25 protein-coding genes and 1 pseudogene are annotated in these 23,476 nt (G+C 60.1%); 10 read left to right on the top strand and 16 right to left on the bottom strand.

Annotation, left to right across the window (positions count from 1 at the left end):
* Positions 1 to 107: 107 nt before the first annotated feature.
* The 4 genes from ACPF7Z_RS07630 to ACPF7Z_RS07615 form a co-directional block, all read right to left on the bottom strand.
* The gene (locus ACPF7Z_RS07630) at positions 108 to 722 is read right to left on the bottom strand and encodes an undecaprenyl diphosphate synthase family protein (protein ID WP_425192673.1); all 615 of its coding nucleotides are present in this window, start codon (positions 720 to 722) and stop codon (positions 108 to 110) included.
* A gap of 143 nt (positions 723 to 865) precedes the next feature.
* Positions 866 to 2,029: a CynX/NimT family MFS transporter gene (locus tag ACPF7Z_RS07625; RefSeq protein ID WP_425192786.1), complete on the bottom strand. Its 1,164-nt coding sequence runs from the start codon at positions 2,027 to 2,029 to the stop codon at positions 866 to 868.
* 70 nt (positions 2,030 to 2,099) lie between these two features.
* Complete coding sequence (locus ACPF7Z_RS07620) at positions 2,100 to 3,461, bottom strand: heavy metal sensor histidine kinase (RefSeq protein WP_425192672.1); 1,362 nt, start codon at positions 3,459 to 3,461, stop codon at positions 2,100 to 2,102.
* A complete protein-coding gene (locus ACPF7Z_RS07615; RefSeq protein WP_425192671.1) occupies positions 3,461 to 4,132 on the bottom strand; it encodes a heavy metal response regulator transcription factor in 672 nt (223 codons plus the stop codon). Before ACPF7Z_RS07615 ends, ACPF7Z_RS07620 begins: the two co-directional genes overlap by 1 nt.
* Before the next feature lie 203 nt (positions 4,133 to 4,335).
* Between ACPF7Z_RS07615 and uraH the strand changes: the two genes are divergently transcribed.
* Positions 4,336 to 4,749: a hydroxyisourate hydrolase gene (uraH, locus tag ACPF7Z_RS07610; RefSeq protein ID WP_425192670.1), complete on the top strand. Its 414-nt coding sequence runs from the start codon at positions 4,336 to 4,338 to the stop codon at positions 4,747 to 4,749.
* A gap of 161 nt (positions 4,750 to 4,910) precedes the next feature.
* On the opposite strand, the gene ACPF7Z_RS07605 is transcribed toward uraH, so the two are convergent.
* The 12 genes from ACPF7Z_RS07605 to ACPF7Z_RS07550 form a co-directional block, all read right to left on the bottom strand.
* The gene (locus ACPF7Z_RS07605; RefSeq protein ID WP_425192669.1) at positions 4,911 to 5,174 is read right to left on the bottom strand and encodes a type II toxin-antitoxin system RelE family toxin; all 264 of its coding nucleotides are present in this window, start codon (positions 5,172 to 5,174) and stop codon (positions 4,911 to 4,913) included.
* Positions 5,161 to 5,394, bottom strand: a complete 234-nt coding sequence (locus ACPF7Z_RS07600; RefSeq protein WP_425192668.1) for a hypothetical protein — start codon at positions 5,392 to 5,394, stop codon at positions 5,161 to 5,163. The genes ACPF7Z_RS07605 and ACPF7Z_RS07600 overlap by 14 nt, the downstream gene beginning before the upstream one ends.
* Positions 5,395 to 5,539: 145 nt before the next feature.
* Positions 5,540 to 5,959: a GFA family protein gene (locus ACPF7Z_RS07595; RefSeq protein ID WP_425192667.1), complete on the bottom strand. Its 420-nt coding sequence runs from the start codon at positions 5,957 to 5,959 to the stop codon at positions 5,540 to 5,542.
* A gap of 108 nt (positions 5,960 to 6,067) precedes the next feature.
* Positions 6,068 to 6,394 carry a hypothetical protein gene (locus ACPF7Z_RS07590; protein ID WP_298410397.1) on the bottom strand — a complete coding sequence of 109 codons (327 nt, stop codon included), beginning with the start codon at positions 6,392 to 6,394 and terminating at the stop codon, positions 6,068 to 6,070.
* 95 nt (positions 6,395 to 6,489) lie between these two features.
* A complete protein-coding gene (locus ACPF7Z_RS07585; RefSeq protein WP_425192666.1) occupies positions 6,490 to 6,786 on the bottom strand; it encodes a type II toxin-antitoxin system RelE/ParE family toxin in 297 nt (98 codons plus the stop codon).
* Positions 6,783 to 6,992 (bottom strand): addiction module protein, encoded by a 210-nt coding sequence (locus tag ACPF7Z_RS07580; protein WP_425192665.1) that lies wholly within the window; start codon positions 6,990 to 6,992, stop codon positions 6,783 to 6,785. The genes ACPF7Z_RS07585 and ACPF7Z_RS07580 overlap by 4 nt, the downstream gene beginning before the upstream one ends.
* A gap of 113 nt (positions 6,993 to 7,105) precedes the next feature.
* Positions 7,106 to 7,879: an enoyl-CoA hydratase-related protein gene (locus ACPF7Z_RS07575; protein WP_425192664.1), complete on the bottom strand. Its 774-nt coding sequence runs from the start codon at positions 7,877 to 7,879 to the stop codon at positions 7,106 to 7,108.
* Between the two features lie 24 nt (positions 7,880 to 7,903).
* Positions 7,904 to 8,752, bottom strand: coding sequence for a 3-hydroxybutyryl-CoA dehydrogenase (locus ACPF7Z_RS07570; protein ID WP_425192663.1), 849 nt, complete (start codon positions 8,750 to 8,752; stop codon positions 7,904 to 7,906).
* 32 nt (positions 8,753 to 8,784) lie between these two features.
* Positions 8,785 to 10,413 (bottom strand): acyl-CoA synthetase, encoded by a 1,629-nt coding sequence (locus ACPF7Z_RS07565; protein ID WP_425192662.1) that lies wholly within the window; start codon positions 10,411 to 10,413, stop codon positions 8,785 to 8,787.
* A gap of 14 nt (positions 10,414 to 10,427) precedes the next feature.
* The gene (locus ACPF7Z_RS07560) at positions 10,428 to 12,221 is read right to left on the bottom strand and encodes an acyl-CoA dehydrogenase (protein WP_425192661.1); all 1,794 of its coding nucleotides are present in this window, start codon (positions 12,219 to 12,221) and stop codon (positions 10,428 to 10,430) included.
* 161 nt (positions 12,222 to 12,382) lie between these two features.
* Positions 12,383 to 13,786, bottom strand: a complete 1,404-nt coding sequence (locus tag ACPF7Z_RS07555) for an MFS transporter (protein ID WP_425192660.1) — start codon at positions 13,784 to 13,786, stop codon at positions 12,383 to 12,385.
* Between the two features lie 229 nt (positions 13,787 to 14,015).
* Positions 14,016 to 14,651, bottom strand: a complete 636-nt coding sequence (locus ACPF7Z_RS07550) for a class I SAM-dependent methyltransferase (protein WP_425192785.1) — start codon at positions 14,649 to 14,651, stop codon at positions 14,016 to 14,018.
* Positions 14,652 to 14,697: 46 nt separating this feature from the next.
* Here ACPF7Z_RS07550 and ACPF7Z_RS07545 point away from each other — a divergent pair, with 46 nt between their 5' ends.
* From ACPF7Z_RS07545 to ACPF7Z_RS07505, 9 genes and pseudogenes are all read left to right on the top strand, one after another.
* Entirely contained in the window at positions 14,698 to 15,081 is a 384-nt protein-coding gene (locus tag ACPF7Z_RS07545) for a VOC family protein (protein ID WP_425192659.1), read from the top strand.
* A 60-nt stretch (positions 15,082 to 15,141) separates the two neighbouring features.
* Complete coding sequence (locus ACPF7Z_RS07540; RefSeq protein WP_425192658.1) at positions 15,142 to 16,080, top strand: lysophospholipid acyltransferase family protein; 939 nt, start codon at positions 15,142 to 15,144, stop codon at positions 16,078 to 16,080.
* Between the two features lie 252 nt (positions 16,081 to 16,332).
* Positions 16,333 to 17,613, top strand: a complete 1,281-nt coding sequence (gene pgsB / locus ACPF7Z_RS07535) for a poly-gamma-glutamate synthase PgsB (RefSeq protein ID WP_425192657.1) — start codon at positions 16,333 to 16,335, stop codon at positions 17,611 to 17,613.
* A complete protein-coding gene (locus ACPF7Z_RS07530) occupies positions 17,613 to 18,734 on the top strand; it encodes a poly-gamma-glutamate biosynthesis protein PgsC/CapC (RefSeq protein ID WP_425192656.1) in 1,122 nt (373 codons plus the stop codon). Before pgsB ends, ACPF7Z_RS07530 begins: the two co-directional genes overlap by 1 nt.
* A 112-nt stretch (positions 18,735 to 18,846) precedes the next feature.
* Entirely contained in the window at positions 18,847 to 19,959 is a 1,113-nt protein-coding gene (locus ACPF7Z_RS07525; RefSeq protein ID WP_425192655.1) for an HlyD family secretion protein, read from the top strand.
* Complete coding sequence (locus ACPF7Z_RS07520; protein WP_425192654.1) at positions 19,956 to 21,023, top strand: hypothetical protein; 1,068 nt, start codon at positions 19,956 to 19,958, stop codon at positions 21,021 to 21,023. Before ACPF7Z_RS07525 ends, ACPF7Z_RS07520 begins: the two co-directional genes overlap by 4 nt.
* A 276-nt stretch (positions 21,024 to 21,299) precedes the next feature.
* The gene (locus tag ACPF7Z_RS07515; protein ID WP_425192653.1) at positions 21,300 to 22,547 is read left to right on the top strand and encodes a PQQ-dependent sugar dehydrogenase; all 1,248 of its coding nucleotides are present in this window, start codon (positions 21,300 to 21,302) and stop codon (positions 22,545 to 22,547) included.
* A gap of 162 nt (positions 22,548 to 22,709) precedes the next feature.
* Positions 22,710 to 23,063 (top strand): DUF4870 family protein, encoded by a 354-nt coding sequence (locus ACPF7Z_RS07510; RefSeq protein ID WP_425192652.1) that lies wholly within the window; start codon positions 22,710 to 22,712, stop codon positions 23,061 to 23,063.
* 44 nt (positions 23,064 to 23,107) lie between these two features.
* Positions 23,108 to 23,377, top strand: a pseudogene (locus ACPF7Z_RS07505) (thiaminase II); the annotation flags it as partial.
* Positions 23,378 to 23,476: the final 99 nt, after the last annotated feature.

Below are 23,476 nucleotides of genomic sequence, written 5' to 3'. Positions count from 1 at the left end.
GCACAACCAACCTCTAAACAGGCGACTCCTTTCCCGGGGCTGGTGATCACGCATTCGGGGTCTTTATCTCGTAAATTCCGACGCGGGCAAAAGGCTTGATGCAAGGCCTACCCACCCAGAGTCTGGTCCTGCTTTTTGAACCAGGCCAGGGCCCGATCGAGGTGCTCCGGCGTGAAGTCCGGCCAGTAATCGTCGACGACATAGAAATCCGCATATACCGATTGCACCGGCAGAAAACCGCTCAGCCGTCGACCGCCACCCCAGCGCACGATCAGATCCAGTTGCGACACTTCTCGAGAGCGAATCTCACCTTCGGCAAGGCCCGCCAGATCCCATTCCCAGTGGTAGTTCGCCAGAAAATTCACCTTGATGCCCTCTCCTTGCCGTGTCTGGAAGGCACGCAGCTCCTCGGGCAGTTGCCTGGAGCCGTACTTGCCGACCACCAGCAAGGCCGCACCGCGGCGGGCGATCTCCAGCGCAAACTCCACGCAGGCAGAGCGAAACGCCTGAATCTGCGGCGAGGCTCTCTTGGTGTTGTCCTGGGTGAAGCCATACACGGAGACTTCGGGAATCCCCAACTCCTTGCACTGCTCGAACAGGGCAAGACCCGGCTCGATACCAAAGCGGTAACCTTCCTCCTTGGAAAGCCCCCGTTGGACGGCCCAGCGTCGATTGCCGTCGGGGATGAAGCCTATATGGTTGGGTAATGCACGTTTTGCCATTCTTGTTGATCCATCTCATCGCTATATTGCATGAAAGCCTCACCAAAACTCGACAAGAGACCGGCCTTGCCGAACTGGAAGAATGCCCGGATTGACTCGTCTGCAGTATGATTGTCGCCTGACGCGCGGCGCAAGCGTTGACATCATGCCCTTTCCAAGCCAAGTGTTTCGTAGCGTGACGGCCGAAAGATCAGCGTGAGCCCAATCATTGCGCTCACCCCCAGGGCCAGCATGATCCAGACGGCGATGAATCCGCCGGTGGCTTCGCGCAAGGCGCCACTGATCCAGGGTGAGGTGGCATTGATAATAAAGCCGATGCCTTGCATGAAGGCGGCCAGCTGTCCGGCAATCCGCGGGTCAGGGTGATGATCAAGCGCCAGTATCAAGCCCAGCGCAAAACAGGCACCAAGCCCGAAGCCAGCGATTGCAACCCAGATCAACGCACCCGGCCCCGGCAGCAGAATCAAACCCAGGTAGCCAATCAGTTGAGCCAACAAGCTGATGCCCAACAGCAGTCGTCTATCCGTGCCACTCTGTCGCTGTGCCAACGCGGGCATCACCAACGCCGCTAATACCTGAAACATGGTCATCCAGGCCAGCAACGACCCGCTATGTGAGCTGCTCCACCCCAAATGCTGATAATAAGCAGGCAGCCAGGCTATGACACTGGAATACCCTGCATTGATGACACCGAAATACAGCGCCAGCACCCAGGCGCGGGGGAAATACCAGAGACGATTGGCCGCTACCGGCGATCGACTGCCGCGGGTTTGCGGTACTTTCCATAACCAACCCGCCAGCGCGATCAGCGCTGGAATGAACCACAAGCCCACACCCAGCGACCAGGAGCCCGTCTGCCCAGCGATACGCGGGCTGATCCAGGCGGCCAACCCACCCCCGCTCATCAGGGCCGCCGAATAGACACCCATGGCCAAGGGAACTCGTCTCGAAAAATCACGCTTGATGCGACCGGGCAGTAGCGTCTGGATGATGGCAATGCCTATTCCCCCTACCAAGGCCGTGGCAAGCAAGGCAGCGGCGCTTGGGTTGAGGATGCGTATGAGGCATCCCAGCAGAATGAACATCAACCCTAGAGATACGCCTCGCGTTTCACCCACCCGGGCTGCTAACCGGGCGCTTATCAATGCCACTAGGCCCATGCAAAGAAAAGGCAATGTGGTGAGCAAGCCAACGGACTGGAAGCTCATGCCCGTGTCGTCGCGGATGACATTCTGCAGCGGGCTGATAGAGGCAATCAGAGGCCGGAGGTTGAGAGCCAGCATGACAATCAGCGCCAAGCCGCCTATCAGGCCAAAAGGAGATGGCGCCCTACCCTTTTGGATAAAACCTTCGTCTATTTGATGGTACATATCAGCTCTATGCCGCTGGTAAAATCATGCTGAACGTCGTGCCCTCTACCCCACTTTCGACGTTGACGCTACCCCCATGCCATTGCGCTATCGAACGGACGATGGCCAACCCCAGCCCACCAGAATCCCCTGCACCGGTCCGCGCGGGATCACAGCGGTAGAAGCGATCGAAAATGCGGGATTGATCCGCTGGATCGATGGGCCCACCCAGGTTGTGAACCCTGATCGCCACACGATCCTTCTCGACGTTGCTGGCGACTCGGATCGGCGTGCCGGACCGGCCATAGCGCAACGCATTGGCGAGCAGATTGGCCAGTGCTCGACGCAGCAGATCCGGATTCGCCACCACGCTATCGCTCGCCTGATTGACGAGCTCACGATCATCCTCTTCCGCCATGCCCTCGAAGTAGTCGTATAGCTGCCCGACGAGCCGGCCAAGATCGACGTCCTCGCATTTCATGACCACCGAGGGGCTTTCGGTACGCGCTAGAAACAGCATGCTGTTGATCATCCGCGACAACCGCTCGTACTCCTCGATATGGGATGCCAGCAGAGACTGGTAATCCTCGGTGGGCCGCTCCTGGCGCAGCACCTGCTGGGTGTGCCCCAGTAAGTTGCTCAGCGGCGTGCGCATCTCGTGGGCAAGATCCTCGGAGAATCGCGATAGCTGGGCGAACCCTTCTTCCAGGCGATCCAGCATCTGATTCAGGGCGACGCTCAAGGAACGCAGCTCGACGACTTCGCTGTCGCTGTCCAGTCGCAGGTCAAGATGCTGCGAATCGATGGTCATGGCGCGCCTGGCAAGCCTTCGCACCGGGCGCAATCCCCGGCGGCTGATTCCCCATCCCAAAAGGAAGGCCGACAAGGCCCCTACACCCAGGGACAACCAGAGCTTATAGCGATAGGCCGCCAACATCTGGTCGCGCTCATCCAGCCGTTTGCCCGCCACCATCGTAAGGCGCCGCCCACCCTGCTCAAGGCTCTGCCAGGCCAGACGCGCGCGTTCTACTCCGGGGTAATCACCGAGTCGTACTTCAGCCGATTCTGCTGGGCGTGGCACCGCAAGACCGGCGGGATTAACCTCGATCAGCACCTGCCCCTGGGCATCGAGAATCCATAGCAGGCTCTCGCGATTGCCCAGCATGTTGGCATACAGTTGGGGGCGACGGCGCAGGGCGGCGATGCTTTCACCATCCTCGAGCAGGATTTCCATGCGCTCCAGACGCCCGAGCAGCATCTGATCGTCGCGCCAGGCGATTTCCCGGATAAGCGACTGATAAAGATAGAAGCCGATGCTGCCCAACAGCAGTAGGCTGACCAGGGCAAACATCAAGGCCAGACGAACACTCAACGAGCGGAGCCAGCGCATCAATTCGAGGCCTCGAGGACATAGCCCATCCCGCGCACCGTATGGATGAGCTTGATGTCATAGGGATCGTCGATCTTGGCACGTAACCGTCGTACCGCCACTTCGACCACGTTGGTGTCGCTGTCGAAGTTCATTTGCCATACATGGGAGGCGATATAGGTGCGCGAGAGCACTTCGCCCTCTCGCTCCAGAAGCAGGTGAAGCAGCGCAAACTCCTTGTTGGTCAATGACAGGCGGTCATCCTGACGCGTTACCCGGCGGCGCAGCACATCCATGTGCAGATCCGCCACCTGAAATTGCTCCGTTTCCCGGGGTGGGCCGCGACGCAGCAAGGTTCGCACCCGGGCCAACAACTCGACGAAGGAAAAGGGTTTGACCAGATAGTCGTCGGCGCCGAGCTCCAGCCCCTTGACGCGGTACTCCACCTCGTCCCGGGCCGTCAGAAACAGCACCGGTGTCTGACAGCGGCGCCGGATGAGCTGCAGCAGTTGCCAGCCATCGAGCCCCGGGAGCATCACGTCGAGGATGATCAGATCAAACTCGAACTCCTGAATGAGATGCTGCCCATCGAGGCCATCCCGCGCCACTTCGACTCGATACCCGGATTCGCTCAACCCTTTACGCAAATAATCGGCAGTCTTGGCCTCGTCTTCCACTACCAGAATGCGCATGTCATTGACTCTTCAGTAAGGGCCTGTGCGAGAAGGCTTGATCAAAAGGGCTTGGTTGAAAAGGGTTAGGCTAGCCGGCTTCGGGCATCTTGCCCATTACATCTTTGTAATGTTCGAGCAAGGGGAATGACGGGGACCGAGTGTCAGGATGACGTCACGTTCACCGAGAAGACTCGGACCAATAACCTGACAAGGAGACAACGATGAAAACCCTATCCTCCATGCTTGCCGGCATCGCGCTGTGTGGCGCTGCCACCCTGGCCCAGGCCGCGGACAACCCCTTGAGCGTGCACGTGCTCAACATTCAGGACGGCAAGCCCTCCGGAGGTGTCGAGGTGGTTCTGGAAAAGCAGACCGACGGGGGCTGGGAAACACTCAACCAGGCAACCACGGACGAGGAGTCTGGACGTATCAGCGCCCTGTTCCCGAAAGATCAGGCGTTCGAGTCCGGTGTCTATCGCGTAACTTTTGAGACAGGCGACTGGTTCGAAGCCCACGATACCGAGACCTTCTTCCCGGAGATTCCGGTACCTTTCAAGGTGGAAGACACCGACCAGCACTACCATATCCCGCTGCTGCTGAGCCCCTACGGCTACTCCACCTACCGCGGCAGCTAAGGCAGCGCCCCAGACTCTACCAATGGTAGACATTGCCTGATAAAAAACGTCGCCCCGGGGTTATAAACACTCGGGGCGGGGTTTTTGACACTCATCTTCATGGCATCGATATATTAACTTTTTCGAAACCGAAGCCCTCAAGCAAGACTACATTGCATAGATTAGCTGCGCTTATAGACATGCTTCCGGTGACCAACTTTCACAACCGTCACGACAAGAAGCTCATCTGCTACTTCATAAATGATTCGATATACGCCTTGTCGAATCCGGTAACGCTCTTGTCCTGACAGCTTTTCACTGCCGACTGGACGAGGATTCTCCTGCAACGCCTGCATGCGCTGAAGAAGGCGGGCAAGATCCCTGTTTGGAATTGATCTGAGGTTCTTTGAGACGGATTTTTTGAAGACAAGCTTATAATTTGCCATGAGCCTTCAAATCGTCCAGCAAGGCCTCATAGCTCATCGTCGGCTCGGAAACCCGTTCCTCGAACACCGCCAGATCTTCCTGATCCTCAGCCAGCGCCGCACGAACGGCATCGTTGACAATATCTGATAGAGAACGGTGCGTGTGAGCGGCCTTCAGCCGAAGCGCGGCATGCAATTGGGGGTCGAAATAAATCGTAGAACGCTTTGATGTCTCGCTCATGGCAGTCTCCAAAGTTTACATTAGTGCGCATTATGACGTCATGACGTCAAAACATCAAAGAACGCACAGCTAACACTTACGTTTAGCGGCGCTCATGTAGCGCAGCGAAATAGCGTTCAGTGTAAAACCGGAGGCCCGAAACGAACTACAACAACTTGTTAAGCGACTCCAGGCTATCAGGCCCGCCATCCAACCGAACGCATCCGGTGGATTCCTGCTCCCAAGGGGCGGCAGACGTTATGTGAAGATGTGCAGAAACCCGTGATTCGATCAATTCATCGAGTAAACCTGCAGGAACCCAGACCATATCAGTTCCTCTCAGTCTATTCGGAACTGGGCTCCCGCATATTGAACAAAAATCGCTCCGGAAGCCGGTGGGCTTCAGGAAAGACCTGATCTCATTCTCGCCTGATACCCAACGAAACCTCTGCGCGGTTACAAAAGTCGCAGCGTTGGCGGCAGCCCCGGTAGCTCGGCGACATAACGAGCAATGGCATTGATAAAGGTTTCGTATTTTCCCTTCAATTTCAAACTTCACCTCGCCGCAGAGACATTCACCTTTCATCGATCGACCCTTTGATATTTAACAGTGATTGGATAGCCCACAGGAATACTGAGTCAACGTACCGGCACATCATCTTAAATGACATTTGTAATCGGCTTGGATGAGATATCAGGTCTTCGAATCAGGAAGCTCGGCATACCAATCGGCATAGGGCGTGTTCTTGGCCAGGTGACGATTGAAGTCCTTGGCGCCATCCGTCCACCAGACCGGGCCACGCTCGCCCAGTCCGACTTTGGCGGCATCGACGGCTTTTCTTGCGGCGGTCAGGCGTTCCTCGTCCTCCGCGTCACGGGCGGCTTTCACTTCGCGCCGCGCCGTCATCAAGTCCTTCACCAGCGCTTCGCGCTCATGTTCGGGCAGGTGGGGATTGCTCGCTCGCCAGAGCCGACCGCGAACGACGATGTAGCGGCCATCTGGCGTGATAGGAGGTTTCAACGTGTGCCGCCTTCAATGACTGGAATGAGGTGTCTTCTGCCAACAAGAAACGGCCTTGGCAATGCAGCTACACCTTGTTGCTATTCAGATTGGCGTCAGTCTCTTGCTTGCCAACGTCGAGGGTGCCGACTTCCATGCATCACCGCAATGACTACTGCCACATCGCCTTCTACTCGATAAAAGATCCCGAACGGGAACTTGCTGATAAGTGCACGACGCGTACTGCGATGAACCATTGGATAAGCGTCAGGATTTTCCAAAATACTGTCCAAAGTTGCGCTTACGCCATCAAGAAAATCATGACCCAACCCCTGGCGCTGTAATTCATACCATTGCGCTGCTTGCTCCAGATCCTGGTGTGCTTCAAGGCGGAGGCGAATCTCAATCATCATAGCTTGCTTCGAATGTCAGACAACACGGAATCGGCACTCCGACCCGTGTTACCATCCGCTTCGAAAGCATCCAGACGTCTATCCAGCTCTTGTCGCTGCTCCTTGGTGAACGGAAGCAATTGCTGATCGGCCGCAATGCTATCCCAGAGATCCTCGACCAACTGGATTCGTTGCTCGATAGGAAGATCATGTAACGATGCATTCATGGTGGCCACTCCCTCTTTCAAGTGCTACTCATTTACTGCACAGAATACGCCATAAACAACTGTGGCAGTAACGTCGCCGCTACTGCCACTATCCTAGCCATCTAAGCACCCGCTTAGAAATTCGGCTTGCGCTTCTCCACGAACGCGCCCATGCCTTCGCTTTGCTCTTCCCCGGCAAAGCCCAGGGCAAACAGGCTGGTTTCCAGTGCCAGGGCGCTGTCCAGGTCCTGGTCCATGCCGTCATGAATGGCCTGCTTGGCAGAGCGGATCGCCTGGCGGCCATTGCCCGCAAACTGCTTGGTGAGTTCCTCCGCCACGGCGTCGAGTTCCCCCGCCGATACCACACGATTGACCAAACCGATGCGCAAAGCCTCGGCGGCGTCGATCTTGCGCCCGGTGGTGATCAGATCCAGCGCCAGGGCGGGGCCGACCCGACGCGGCAGGCGCTGAGTGCCACCGAAGCCGGGAATCACGCCTAAGCCGACTTCCGGCTGGCCGAAGATGGCGTTATCGCTGGCGATGGCCCAGTCACAGGCCAGGGCCAGTTCGCAGCCGCCGCCCAGGCAGAAGCCGTTGACCAGGGCCACCACCGGCACGGGCAAGCGTTCGAGCCGCTTGACCGTGGTCAGGGCCTGACTGGCAAAGACCCGCGCTTCCTCCGGGGTCTTGTCCCGCATTTCACTGATGTCGGCGCCCGCAACGAAGGATTTTTCGCCGGCACCGGTGATCAAGACGGCACGCAGATCATCACGCTGTTCGAGATCGACCAGCACCTTGTTCAACTCTGCGATCAGGTCGGAATTCAACGCGTTGAGTGCCTTGGGGCGATTCAGGGTCAGACGCACTACGCCTTCTTTTTCGGTCACTTCGATCAGCTTGTCGCTCATAAAACCTCCTTATTCGTCGCTATGCTATTCATAGTGATAAAAACCGCGCCCGCTCTTGCGGCCCAGGTAGCCTGCGGCCACCATGCGCTTGAGCAGTGGGCAGGGTCGATACTTGGGATCGCCGAAGCCTTGCTGCAATACCTCCATGATGGACAGACACACGTCCAACCCGATCAGGTCGGCCAGGGCCAGCGGCCCCATGGGATGGGCGGCGCCGAGTTTCATGGCTTGATCGATGGCTTCCGGGGTGGCGGCGTTTTCCTGTACCAGGAAGGCAGCCTCGTTGATCATCGGCACCAGCAGGCGGTTGACCGCAAATCCTGGCGAATCCGCGATGGGCACGGCGGTCTTGCCCATCTTCTCCGCAAGCTGCTCGATCTTCTTCACCGTGGCGTCAGAGGTCTGCTCGGCGCGAATCACCTCGACCAGCTTGAGTACCGGCACCGGGTTGAAGAAGTGCATGCCTACCACCCGCTCGGGTTGGTCACACACCGCCGCCAGCTGAGTCAAAGACAAGGATGAGGTGTTGGAGGCAAGGATCACCTCCTTGCCCAGTTGACTGAGATCACGAAACAGTCGCTCCTTGAGCTCTTCGTTCTCAGGCGCCGCCTCGATGATGATCTCGCACTCTTTCAGATCCTCGAGCTTGGAGGTGGTCTCGAGGCGTTTCAGGGCGCTATCGCGATCCTCAGAAGACAAGCGTTCCTTGGCAACCAGCTTGTCCAGGCCTTTACCAATGCCACCCTTGGCGCGTTCCAACTGTTCGTCGGCGACATCGTACAACTGTACCTCGCAGCCGCTTGCGGCCAGCACCTGGGCGATTCCCTGCCCCATAGTGCCGGCACCGACGACGCCGATTCGATTGCTGCTCATCCGTGTCTCTCCTTTGTATTACTGCTGAACCATCATTGCTTACGCGCTTCGTCGCGCAGCACGAATTTCTGGATCTTGCCGGTGGAGGTCTTGGGCAGTTCGCTGAAGATCACATGGCGCGGCACCTTGAAATGAGCCAGATGCTCGCGGCAGTAGGCGATGATCTCCTCGGCGGTGGTCTCTTCATGACCGGGCTTGAGCTTCACAAACGCGCAGGGCGTCTCGCCCCATTTTTCGTCCGGACGCGCCACCACCGCGGCCTCCTCCACCGCCGGATGTGAGTAGATGGCATCTTCCACTTCGATGGTGGAGATGTTCTCCCCACCGGAAATGATGATGTCCTTGAGGCGATCCTTGATCTCGATATAGCCGTCCGCATGCCACACCGCCAAGTCGCCGGTATGGTACCAGCCGCCCTGCAGCGCCGCCTGAGTGGCCTTCTCATCCTTCAGGTAGCCTTTCATGACGTTGTTGCCCCGCATCAGGATCTCGCCGATCGTCTCGCCGTCCTTGGGCACCGGCTCTAGCGTATCGGCATCGGCGACGCACAGTGCCTCCAGCATGTGGCCACGCACGCCCTGGCGTGCCTTGATCTTGGCTCGCGTTTCCAAGGGTAGCTCGTTCCAGGACTCGCGCCAGGCACATACCGTGACCGGCCCGTAGACTTCGGTCAAACCGTAGACGTGGGTTACCTCGATGCCCAGTTTTTCGATACCGGAAATCACCGAGGCCGGCGGTGCGGCCCCGGCCACGGTGACCTTGACCGGATGTTCCAGCATGCGCTTGTGCTGCTCGGACAGATTGACTAGACCATTGAGTACGATCGGTGCCCCGCTGAAGTGGGTGACCTGCTCATCGACCAGCAACTCCATGACCTTTCTGGCCTCGACCTTGCGCAGGCAGATATTGGTGCCCGCCGCTGCGGCAATGGTCCAGGGAAAGCACCAGCCGTTGCAGTGGAACATCGGCAAGGTCCATAGATAGACCGGATGATGGGGCATGGCCCATTCGAGGATATTGCTCACCGCGTTCAAGTGGGCGCCGCGATGATGATAGACCACGCCCTTGGGCTTGCCGGTGGTGCCGGAGGTGTAGTTCAGCGAGATGGCCTGCCATTCATCCTCAGGCAGGCGATAGGGTGTCTCCGGATCGCCCTCGGCCAAGAGGTCTTCGTACTCGATCTCGCCGATGCGTCGGGCCTGGCCTTCGAATAGGGCATCCGCCACATCGACGATCAGCGGCTTGTCATTGAGCTTGGCCACCGCGTCCTCGATGACATCGGCGAACTCCGGATCGACCAGGATCGCCTTGGCCTCGCCATGAGCGAGCATGTAAGCGATGGCCTCTGCGTCCAGGCGAATGTTCAGGGTATTGAGGACGCAGCCCGCCAGCGGCACACCGAAATGGGCCTCGAACATGGGCGGCACGTTGGGCAGCATGGCGGCCACGGTCTGGCCCGGCTGAATGCCGCGCCCGGCAAGCGCCGAGGCCAGACGCCGACAGCGCTGCCAGGTGGTGAGCCAATCCCGGCGCAGCTTGCCGTGGACCACCGCCGGGTAGTCGGGATAAATTTGAGCGGTACGCTCGATGAAGGTCAGCGGCGACAGCGCGACATGATTGGCCGGCGTCTGAGGCAGGCCCTGCTCGAAAATGCTGGACATGGTGGCGTCTCCTCTCAATGGCTGGTGGGCTCGAAATCCAGCAGCGTAGTCATGCCCGCCTCGATCACCGCCCGCTGGGCACGCCCTTCCGGCAGCCAGTGGCGCAGGGCGAAGTCGGCGCTTGCCAACTTGGCGCGGTAGAAATTCGCGTCTCCCTTGCCTTCATCCAGGGCCGCCTGAGCCACCAACGCCGCTCGCCCCATCTGCCAGGCACACAGCACATGGCCGGCCAGGGACAGGAACGGCGTGGCATAGGCCTGAATGGCATCGGGTCCATGGTCCGCATCGCCCCCCTCCTCCAGCAGAATCGCCATGGCGGCCCGCAGGTCTGCCGAGCCTTGCGCGAGACTCTCTCCCAGTGACTCCAACGCCGCGTTGTCGGAAAGCGCACTGGCCGTGGTCTCGACCTCATCGATCAAGGCGCATAGCGCCGCACCGCCATCGCGCTGCAGCTTGCGGCCCGCCAGATCCAGCGCCTGGATGCCGTTGGTGCCTTCGTAGATGGGCGCGATACGCACGTCCCGAAATAACTGGGCAGCGCCGGCTTCTTCGATGAACCCCATGCCACCATGCACCTGAATCCCGAGAGAAGCGATCTCAACCGCCTGATCCGTGGAGAAGGCCTTGACCACCGGAATCAACACATCGACCCGATTCTGGGCGTTGTGTCGCGCTTCATCATCGATGGCGTGGCGGGCATTATCCATCTGGGCGGCGCAGAATAGCGCCAATGCTCGCAGGCCATCCGTACGAGCACGCATGGACAGCAGCATGCGCCGCACGTCCAGGTGATCGGCGATGGCGCAGGACGCCCCGCCCCGCGCCTTGGGACTGCGCCCCTGAACACGCTCCAGCGCATAGCCCAGCGCCTGCTGGCAGGCGCGCTCGGCAACGCCGATACCCTCGACACCGACCTTGTGGCGTGCCTCGTTCATCATCGTGAACATGTGATTCAGGCCGCGGCCGACCTCGCCCACCAGATAGCCGATGGCGCCCTCCTTTTCACCGAAGCTCAGGGTGCAGGTGGGGCAGGCGTGAATGCCCAGCTTGTGTTCAAGAGAGGCACAGACCACATCGTTACGCTCACCCAGGCTACCGTCGTCATTGACCAGAAACTTGGGCACCAGAAACAGTGAGATGCCCTTGTTGCCTTCGGGAGCGTCCGGGGTGCGGGCGAGAACAAAATGCACGATGTTTTCGGCAATATTGTGTTCACCCCAGGTGATATAGATTTTCTGGCCGGTAAGGCGGTAGTGATCGTTTTCCAGAACGGCCTTGGTGCGCACCTGGGACAGATCCGAGCCGGCCTGAGGTTCGGTGAGGTTCATGGTGCCCGTCCATTCACCGCTCACCAGCTTCGTTAAATAGAGCGCCTTGAGCTTGTCGCAACCGTGCTGGGACAATGCCTCGATAGCGCCGGCGGTGAGCATGGGGCACAGGCCGAGGGCCATGTTGGCGCCATGCAGCATCTCCTGCACGGTGCTTGCCACCACCTCCGGCAGGCCCTGGCCACCCAAGGCCTCCGAGACACCGATGCCGTTCCAGCCGCCATCGATATAAGCGCGATAGGCCTCGGCAAAGCCCTGTGGCGTGCTCACCTGGCCATCCTCGAGCATCACCCCCTGACGATCGCCGCTATAATTGAGCGGCGCCCAGACCTCGTTGGCCAGCCGCGCCGCCTCTTCCAACACCGCCTCGATCAGATCGGGGCTGGTCTCCTCGAAGTGGGGAAGTTGCAACGAACCATGCTCGAGCAGTTCCTCAAGCACGAAGCGATAGTCGCGTACCGGGGCGGCATAAGACATCATGGAAAACACCTATCAATGAGGGATACCAACGATGGTAGAGTCCTCAGCCTTTATTAGCCATTAACCAAACGCCTTACCCTGTCACGAATGGATAGGGCGAAACGCAAAGCGCCCAACGGTCATGCCGTTGGGCGCTTTTTTCGTAGTGGTAGTCAGAGTGGTCAGAAAGAGGAACGCTCATAACGCCTGCTATCGAATGGCGCGCCGGCCTCGGCATCGACATCGAAATAGGTAACAGGAGCATCTTCCTCCTGCGGTGGACCGACAAAAGCCTCGGCCACCTCAATGTCGGGCACGACCTGGGAAAGGTCCTCGTGATGCTCGTGCTCGATGGCTCCCTGCATCAGTTCTTCGGTAACGTTGAGTTCGGCACCGATCACGGTCATGGGCGCATTGGCAGTAAATGGCGCTGCCGGGATGGGAGCCGGACGCACGCTGCGCCGCCAGGTGAAAAACAGCACCAGAAACAGACCGAGGCTGCCAAGCGACCAGAACAAGCCTGCATCGCCGAGCCAGCTCATGACCGGGGTGATCAAGGGCGGGCTGATAGTGGAGCCGAGCGCGTTGATCAGAAGCAGCCCCTGACTCATGCGCACCAAGGCACCTGCCGGGGCCCGGTCCGCAGCATGACTGAGTGCTACCGGATACAGAGCAAAGACACCGCCACCTAACAGGAACAAGAGCCCCGCCAACATCCACTGCTTGTGCGGCAGCATGACCATGCCGAGCGAAATCAGCGCGAAGAAAGCCCCGATGAGAATCAGCACCAGCTGACGGTCGTGGCGATCCGACCAGCGACCAATAGGATACTGCAGCAACATGGCGCCAAGAATCATCACGGCCATCATCTGGCCGACGCGTTGCACGGTCATACCGAGACTATGGAGATAGAGAGGCAGTAGCGCATAGACCGCCGCCACGGCAAGTCCCGAGCCAAAAGCCGCCATGACACCGGTAGGCGTGATGGTAATCAAGCGATGCGGGGGTAAGGGCTCAGCCTGTTCGATCAGCGGCGATACTCGCGGGATCATCGCCATGGGCAATACCGACAGCGATGCCAGCATGCCCACCACCATGAAAGGAGCGGTCACGCCCATGGCATCCGTCACCCCCAACAATAATTGCCCTAGAACCCCTGCCGCATAGAGGGCAATCATGTACAGCGCCAGCAGGCGACCGCGTACCTTCTGGTCACCAGAGGTCAGCAGCCAGCTTTCGATGACCAGATACACACCTACCGTGGCCCAGCCACCGATCAGACGCAGCACGAACCAGGCATAGGGGTCGAGCCAGAGCCCCTGTAACAGTACCGTCACCGCCACCAGGGAGGCGAAACTGCCATAGGCACGAATATGACCGATACGCAGCAGCAGACGATCGTTGAACATCGCCCCGATGGCCAGACCGATGAAATAAGCCGAAGACACCCAACCGATCATGACCGCGGAGACTCCTGCGGCGTCGAGCCGCAAGGTGATCAACGTGGCCAGAAAACCATTGCCGATCGTCAGGATGAATAATCCCAACAAAGGGGCTAGCGCCATGGCCAATAGCTGCCGCGACATAAATAAAGAAGCCTCTTGGAAATAACGCACCTTGCCGGGACGGCCAGGATTCAGATTGGTAATTAGCGCGGAATATACGCTGGCGCACATTTTTTTACAAAGCATTGTGAAGCCCCTTTCCAGGCCTCCTTTCAAGACCTGGTGCAGCGCTGTTCAATGCCTTGATGAGCGGTGATTGTAACGCTATTACAAGCACTCTCGATGGCACGAATAACGCACTAAAAGCGGGCTATTGCTTTTGCATGAGCACTACATCGGCGGCGGGGAAAGAAACGTGCAGGTCCAGGCGTTCACCCAGCCAGCGCAAGCTCGTCTCACTGAAGAAGCTGATGTGAGTCGGGTCCTGGATATAGTGCCAGTCGGCGAAGGCCTCTCGAGACGTCACACGCTTGGTCATCAACCCCAGCCAGCCGCCGGGATGAAGCCGTTCGGAGAGCTTCTTGAGCACTTGCCCCGGTAACGCCAGGTGCTCGATCACCTCGGAAGCGGTGATGAAATCATAAGAATGTTCGAGCATCCCTTGATCCGGCGCGTAGTAGATGTCGTAAAGGGCCATGGGATGACCTGCCTCTTCGAACATCACCGACAGCGTCGGCCCGGGTCCGCAGCCGAAATCCAGTCCATGAGCGCCGGGAGCCAACCGGGCCTGCAATGGGATGAACAGCCGCGACAGAAAACGACGATAGCCCATATCCTGGGGCGAGTTGCGGTGGCAGTCATACACCGCCTTCTCCTCCTCGGGACCAAGCTGCTGGTGAGCAGCCACAAAGACCAACGCACAATGTCGGCATTGCCAGTAGTCCCGGCGCCGATCCCGGTGGTAGTGCGTGATGTCATCATGAGTGCACAGAGGGCACGACAGCAGCCTGGTCAACGTCGTATCCTTCAGGAAAATGCAAGCGGAGTTTGCCATGTTAACCGGCCTGGATCACTTGGTCGTCACCGTCACGGATATTTCCCGTGCGGTGGATTTCTACACCCGCGTACTAGGACTGGAAGCGCGCTACCAGGAGGCTGAGCGGGTCGATCTCATGCTGGGTGATACGGCGTTGCGTTTGCATCAAACCGACACCGAGTCGAGCCCCAAAGCGGCCCACCCTACCCCGGGCAGTATCGATCTATGCGTCAGAAGTGTACTCCCCCTGAAGGAAGTGCAGGCGCATCTCGAAACGCTACAAGTCCCTATCGAGGAAGGCCCGGTTCCCCGACGGGGCGTTCAAGGTCCTATTACCTCCCTCTACCTGCGCGATCCGGATGGTAATTTGATTGAAATCTGCCGCCCTGATCGTGGATGATTCACCTTTTTGCCCGATTCTGTTCGCAATGCCGCAGCCAACGTTTCATCATCTGTTTTCATGAGTAAGAAAAAGAAGTCCACTCCCAAATTCCATGCTCAGGCCATCGCCTTGATGTGGCGAGTACTGGCCAAGCGTTCTCCTCGCACCTTGTGGCGTCTGGCCCGGCTGCTGGGCCCACAGGTCCATCGTTTCAGCCGCCGCGAGCGCCATGTCACCGATGTCAATTTGCAGGATGTCTTTCCTGAACTCGACAGCCACCAGCGACATGCTCGTGCCCGAGAAAGCTTGGTTCACTCTACTGCCACGATGCTCGAGCTGGGTTTTGCCTGGATGGCAGAACCGTCTCGCGTCGAGACATCGATTGTCGAAGTTCATGGGCGCGAACTGCTGGATGATGCCCGGGCGGAGGGACGGGGCGTCATCGTGCTGGCGCCCCACTTTGGCAACTGGGAAGTGCTCAACTTTTGGCTATCCGGGCATTTCCCCTTCACCGCCATGTACGAGCCTCCCAAGATCAGTGCCTTGGAACCCATCATCCGCCATGGGCGCGAACGCATGGGCGCCGCGCTGGTGCCCACCAACTCGCGGGGCGTGGCATCGCTGCTCAAGGCGCTCAAGCGTAGTGAGGCGGTGGGGATTCTGCCAGACCAGGTGCCCAGTTGGGGCAGCGGCGTGTTCGCCGATTTCTATCATCGCCCTGCCTACACGGCCACCTTGTTGCCCAAGCTGGTGGCTCGCACTCAGGCCCGGGTAGTGACCGGTGTGGCCAGGCGTCTTGCGGGTCGTGGTTTCGCGATTCATTTTCTCGCCGCGGACGAGCGCGTCTACGCCAGCGATGAAGCCATTTCAGCGCGCGGCGTCAATGCCAGCGTCGAGGCCGCCATCGACCTGGACCCGGAGCAGTATCAATGGGAATACAAACGCTATCGCAAGACGCCCGAGCAGGATCAGAACCATCCCGAGCATCGGAAATTTCGTATCTACAAGAAACTCTAGAGTGTGCTTTAAACAGCGCTGTCCACACCGGTTGAAGGGCAAAGACACAGGTCGTCGGGGCTCATAGCTGGAACAGAATGACGAGCGGGCTGTCACACGCCGCTGCATGCCGGTGGAAGGCCAACCGCCTTGTGCTTGTACTTGCGCAAAGATAATCCCGAGACGACCTGCATCACGCCGGGATCGTCTTGGGAGAACGCCACGTGTGAGGGACGCCACGCGTGAAAGATATACATAACAGGGAGAGGCGCGATGCTGGCCACCACGGACTTCGACATAGCCGGTATTATTCCGTTTGTCGTGGCGCTGGTTCTCTCGGGCGGCGTGATCGGGATGTGGGCACGCGAGTCACGCCGTCACATGAAGAAAATCGACAGCATTCCGAACCGGATCCACGTGAACGGAATCCGGGGAAAATCCACAGTCACGCGGCTGATCGCCGGGGCGCTGCGTGAATCCGGGATCGCGACGATCGCCAAGACCACCGGAAGCGCAGCCGTGGTGGTGGATCAGACGGGCGCCGATCGTCCCATCCTACGGCAGGGCGCCCCCACCATCATCGAGCAGATCGACGTGATCCGGCGCAGCGTACCAGACGATACCCGCGCACTTGTCATCGAGTGCATGGCGATCCGTCCAGATTATCAGCGGGCGTCGGAAAAGCTCATCGTCCGCTCGACGATCGGCGTTCTCACCAATGTGCGGGAAGATCACATGGAGCAACTCGGCGACACGCTGCCGAAGATCGCAAGGTCGCTGTCCGAGACCTGCCCCTTCGACGGCCATTTCATCACCGGCGAGAGCGACCCCGATCTGGTCGCCGTTCTAGAGGAGACGGCGGCCCAACGGTCGAGCAGTTTCGAGGCGGGCGACCCATCGCGCGTCACCGACGCCGATCTCGACGGGTTCGGCCCGTTCGCCTTCCGCGAGAACATCGCCGTCGCGCTGGCTGTCGCCGACCGGCTGGGCATCGACCGCGAGGTCGCTCTGCGCGGCATGCGCAAGGCCCCCGAGGATCCGGGCGCATCACAGGTCCACACAGTGACGCTGCGCGGACGGACGGTCCACTGGGTCAATCTGTTCGCGGTCAATGACCGCGAAAGCACCGTCGCGGCGATCGACAAGGCCAACGCCTGGTGCGGCGAGGGCGCCACGCGCATCGCCCTGTTGAACAACCGCGTCGACCGCGAGGAACGCGCGCTCCAGTTCGCCGAGATCGCGGCGCGGGACATCGACGTGGACAAGATCGCCGTCCTCGGCGCCTATGAGGGGCCGGTGATCGACCGCCTTGTCGCCAACGAGTTTTCCATGGACCGAATCCTGAAGATGGGCGCACACCGGGGACTGAGCGTCGAACAGATGTTGGACAAGATGCTCGACGCGACCGAGTCCGAGACGATCATGCTGATCGGTCTGGTCAACATTCATACCGCGCAGGCCGAGGCGCTGCTGCACCATTTCGAGCCCCGTGGCGGCGACGCCCAGGATACTGCCGCGGACGCATCCGACCTCGACCACAAGGCGTCTGCCTGATGGAGTTCTTCTTTCACCCCGAACTCGTGCGCCTGGGCTTCATCGCCGGGGTCGCCGCATCCATCGGCCTCTACGAGAAGCGACAACTCACGACCGGCGGCATCGCCGTCCCGGGCTATCTCGGCTTTGCGATCTTCGCACCGGGCATCGCGATCGCGGCCATGCTCTCGGCCTCGCTGGTCTATGCCGCGGTCCATGTGCTCCTGCCGCGCGTGCTGTTCATGACGAAGCGCGCAAAGTTCAGCGCCTCGATCGTGGGCTCGGCGCTGCTGAATGTGGGGCTGCACGCGGTGCTGCCGCAGCTGGGGTTGACCGGAGGATCGTCGCCGCTTCTGGCCGGCATGGGATACATCGTGCCAGGCCTCATCGCACATGACATGTCGCGCCACGGGATCGCACAGACCACCTTGAACATCACTGCAGCCAGCGCCGCCGTCGGTGCGCTTCTCCTCGCGGCGGTCAGCCTCCTGCCGCGCTTTGCGGAGATGCCGCCGGCGATTGGCGAGGCAGGGCTGGCCTTCGATCTCGCGCTTCTGCCCGTCGCTGTATTCTTCAGTGTCGCGGCCTGGTTCGGCATCGCGCGGCGGCGCGACTGGCGCTGTGCCGGCTTTGTCGGCGGCGCCTATCTGAGCATCCTGGCCACGAAACCGGTCGAGCTCGCCGTGTTCGTGGGCCTCGCCGCTGTCACGCTGCTGGTGGTTACGCGGTTGCTCGAGCCCAGGATGGTGCTGTTCGGGCGCCGCAAGTTCGCCGCGGTTCTGCTGGTCGGCTCGTGCCTGTCCTGGTCTTTGTTTTGGCTGCAGAAGATCATTGGGGGTGGGATCACGCTGACCGTCCTGTCGCCATCGCTGACAGCCGTTTCAGTCCTGCTTACGGGCCTGCTGGCTGCCGATGTGACCCGCGTGGGTCTGCCGCGCACCGTCCTCGGTGTCAGCGCCAATGTCCTTTTCACACTTTCCGGGACGCTGCTGATCGTAGAGATACTCGGTGCGGGGCGTGCGGTCGTGATCGTGGGCCTGGCAACCATCCTGGCCACTGTAGCTGCGGTGATATACGCGCCGTCCCTTCGCCTGTTCAAACGGACACGCCCATCAACCCCGCAGAAAGGATCTGCCCCATGACGATATCCAAGCCCGATCTCCGCGGCATCCTCACCTCGAGGGCGCTCAAGGCGACGCTCGCCGTCTGTTTGTTTCTCGCCGCCAGTTTCTTCATTTCCAGCGGCTTCAGGTTTTGGGGGGCAGCATCGGCACCTACGAGGGCGTCGTAAGAGGGGTCCTTACGCCGGTCGGCGCACAGCGTGACGGCCGGATCTCCGATGTCCTGGTGGAACCGGGCGAGAAGGTTTCGGCGGGCGACGTCCTCGCGCGGATGCATAACCAGAGCGAGACAGCCCGGGTCGAACAGCGTCGCGCCGAGCTCGAACTCGCCCGTGCGGCGGTCGAGCAGAAGAAACTGGCTATCCAGGAGCAGACGAAAACTCGCAGGCTCGCTATCGAGCAGAACGAGGCGCGCGTCAAGGCAGCCGAAAGTACGCTTGACGGCCGGCTGGCCGAGTTGGAACGCTGGCGGGGCGAGAGGGAACGAAGCCGCCAGTTGGCCGAAGGCAATAATATTTCTCAAGCGCAACTCGAGGAGGTACGGGCTGCGGAGGCCACCGCCCTTTCCGAGAGTGTCGCCGCCCGCGCCGACGTCGCCATGGCGAAAAGCGATCTGAGTACCGCCCGCGCCGAGTTCAAGGCACTCGACTCCGAACAAGCCGGCCTGCAGATGCTCGAGGCGCGGGTTGTCCGCGCCAAGGCCGAATTGAGCAGAGCCGAGGCGGTGCTCGAGGCGACGGTGCTGCGTGCCGCGGCCGACGGATGGATCGTCGAATGGAGCATCGGTCCCGGCGGGTCAGTGCAGGCCGGCGACCCGGTGGTCGTGCAGTGGATTTCCGACCAGATCTGGGTCGAGACCTACGTGGATCAGGACGTCCTCGCGCAGGTCGAAAGCGGACAGGACGTCTCGGTCGAGTTCGATGCAATTCCGGGCGAGACGTTCCCCGGCAAGGTCCAGTCGATGCGGATCGAGCAGGACACGACCGACGAGGACGGGACGACATCCGAGGTCGTTAGTCCGTTGCTTCCCGACAACCCGAGATACGCCGTCAGGATCGGATTGACCGAGTTACCGCCCGAGACCCGACTACTGCCGGGTCTTGCGGCGAATATCGACTTCGACCCGGATCCGGCGGGCGGCGCGAAAGCCGTGCCAGTGACGCAAGGGGCTGCCGAAGACGGGCTGCTCGACCTTTCCGAAGAGGCGGAAGCTGGCGAGACGGCGTCAAACGGTGCGACCAGGTGACCCAGGCGCGCCGCAGGACAGGACTCTTTCTGGGGGCAATCATCATGGTGGCTGGCGGCATCATATCGATCGTGGGTGGCCCGGACGACGAGCCAGCCTGGCTGCGGGGACAGTCTCTATCCGAGGCCGTGGCAGCACTGCCCCGGGTCCAGCGGGGCCAGGGCGATGGTGTGCAGTTCGATTCAGCCCAAGCCGCCGATTTCACCGCGCTGGTGACCGACGCGGCGGCGGGCAGGCTGGCGGCGGCGCGGGACCGCGCGGGCAGCCTTGGCTACAAGATCGACGACGTGGTGCGCGACGCCGGGAAATTCGTGGTTCTCTCGCCGCGCGGGCGCACCGGAAAGCCGACGGTCGTGCTGTCGGTCTCTGCCGGACGCGATCTGATCGCCGAGGCGCCGCATCCCTTATTCGAGCGCGGTACAGCGCAGCAAGCCGTTGCGCTGGTCGAAGAAAGCGGCGCGCGCGCCGCGATCGTCGCCGGTGCGCATCGCTGCGCGGCCTCCGCTCCGTCATCGTCGCCGGGCCGGACAAGGGTCTGTAACCCCGAGCCAGGCAAGGGCAAACCGCAACCTTACAAGGTTTCCGACGCGGCACATTCGGTCGATACGCTGTTCCACACCGCCCATCTGGTGCTGGCGAACCTGTGGCCGGCCGCCGTCATCGTTCAGTTTCACGGCATGTCACGGGGACGCCGCGACCCGGAGTCGCCGTTCGAGACGTGGTTCATCGTTTCAAGCGGGCCGTCGTCCGATCCAGGCACCTCGCCGTTGTCTGTCCGCTTGCGCGACGCGTTGCGGCGTCGTTTGGGCAGCGATCCAGGGCTCGCGGTTAGCTGCCAGGATCCGCAGGACCACGCACAATATCGGTATCGCCGTCTCTGCGGCCACGACAATGTACAGTGGCGGGCGTTCAGGGACGCCTTGCAGGTAGGTTTTGCATCACCCGGATCCGAGTTTCTACATATTGAGCAGCGCGTGGACCCGATCCTGAGAAGCCGCGACCTCTCTCGCATCCTCCGCGAAAGCCTGGAGGCGCTGGCACCCGACGTAAGACATCCTCACTGAGCGCGACAGCCATTATCACGGCGCGGCTCACAGTTCTCAGCCGCCCGCACCCATGGCCTTCACCTGATCGTCCATCGACCGCGTCGAAGCCGCCATCGTCCTGGACCCGGTGCAGTATCAATGGGAATACAAACGCTATCGCAAGACGCCCGAGCAGGATCAGAACCATCCCGAGCATCGGAAATTTCGTATCTACAAGAAACTTTAGAGAATTTTTTAAACATCGCTGTCTACACTGGTGAAACAGATGCGGACACAAGACAAGGAGTCGAGGTCATGCCTATCGATCCAGGTTGTAATCAGCGCCCTGCTTTCATCACTTTCACCCTGACGCTTCTGACGCTGTTCACATCCTCATCTCTTTACGCCCAGCAGAGTGACAGTGGGCTGGTTCCGGTCGAGGTCGCCAACACGTCCCATCACCTCATGGCCCCGCCGGGAACGACCATCCGCAAGGTCGCCGATCTGGACGCGCCACGCCTGATCAGCCTGGGACGCGACGGCGAGATGTTCATCGGCAGCCAGGCGAATCGCATCTATCGCCTGACGCCGCCCTACGAGCGTGCCGAGGTACTGGTCCGGATCGAGGGCTATCCCCACAGCGTGGCCCAGCGCGGCGACCGGCTCTATGTGGCCACCACCGACGCCCTGCTGGCCGCCGATTACCGTCCCGGCGACAGGCCTGGCGAGAATGACTTCAAACGGATTGCTCGCATCCCGGGGGGCGGCGGTCATAGCTCCCGCACCCTGGTCACTGGGCCAGACGAGCGTCTTTACGTGGGCCTGGGCATTCAGGGCAACTGCTCGAATCAGTACATCGGGGAAAGCTATCGTTTCGAGAATCGGCGTGGCGGGATCATGGTGCTCGATGAAAGTGGCGACTCCCCAAGATGGCAGCCCTATGCAACCGGCTTGCGCAACCCGATCGGTCTGGCCTGGGATCATCAGGGCACGCTCTACGCCACCAACAACGGACCGGATCATTGGGGCTATGAGGAGCCCCGAGAGGTGCTGGTCCGGGTCGAACAGGGAGACTTCTTTGGCATGCCCTGGTTCCAGTGGATAAACGAAGAGCTCCAGCGCGATGACTGTATCGATCACGAGCCACCACGTCCGGCCGGCGACGTCAGCGCGCCGATTGCGACCTTTCCTGCTCGCAGCGCTCCTATGGGGCTGGACTTCGCATCGCCGGACAGTTCGCTTGGCTTGGATGCAGTCGCGGCGGTACGCGGCAGCTGGGCCACGAAGCCGCGCGGCGGCGCTTCCGGCGATCCGGCATCGCGACGCGAGCCCCTGATCACCAGTATTACTCTCGATTCGCCGAACGACGGACAAATCCACGAACTGCTGGCCGGCTTTCAGGACGAACAAGGCAATCGTTGGGCGCGTCCAGTCGGCGTCGTCTTCACCGCGGACGATACGCTCTACTTTACCTCCGACAGCGGCGAGACCGGCCTTTACAAGGTGACCTTTGCCAGTGGTGACGTAAAAAAGGGTAAGCTGCTGAGCAAGTCAAATGACTAGTCTTAGAGTCTGTTCATGATTTAGCGAGTTAACGTCAGAATTTAACGATGTATGACCGACACACAGCAGATTGCGGGCAAGCTCTTGGCGTGGAGAACGATACTCGAATCCCAGCTCATAGAATGGGAAAATAGACATTACCCATTATCTACGGAGTCTGCGATGTCCACCTCCCCGGTCGTGTCGAAAGACGAAATCAGCGTCCCTCAGATCATCTACGTGCTCTATCTGGCAGGGCTGATCACCGCCAATGTCACCCTGCTGATCGGGGTCGTCATGGCCTATGTCTACCAAGGTGATGCCGCCCCCTGGCTACGGGAGCATTATCGCTATCAGATCCGCACCTTCTGGATCGGCCTGCTCTATTCCATCGTCGCCTTCGTGCTCACCCTGATCGCGGTCGGTGTATTGATCTGGCCGCTGCTGATGGTGTGGTTGATCGTACGCTGTGTCATCGGCCTGCGTGACGTGCGCCGCGGCCAGCCACCGGCCAATCCGGGCAGTTGGTTATGGTAGAAATGTAAAAGATCTTACACCGTTCGACCCTGCCGGAGAGCCACATGAATTACCATTTCAGCGACCTGACAAAGACCTGTCAGGACGACTGGCGCGCCTATATCGAACACGACTTCGTGCGCCAGTTGGGCGCCGGCACCCTCGAGCCGGACGCCTTTCGACATTATTTGCAGCAGGATTATCTATTCCTGATCCATTTTGCCCGGGCCTATGCCTTGGCGGTCTATAAGAGCCGCAACATGACGGAGCTTCGTCATGGTTTCGAGGGGCTGAAGACCATTCTCGATGTCGAGCTAGCCCGGATATTGCACCGGGCTGGTCAGCAGCGCCCAGATTCCGAGGGCGCGGGCCGTTGCCGCGCCCAAGCCTCTAATTTGATGGTTTTTTGATCAGTTCTTTGGTTTCAGAACGCA

Source organism: Halomonas sp. GXIMD04776 (genome assembly GCF_049808615.1).
Lineage (GTDB): Bacteria > Pseudomonadota > Gammaproteobacteria > Pseudomonadales > Halomonadaceae > Modicisalibacter.
This window is presented reverse-complemented; position numbering and strand designations above follow the sequence as displayed.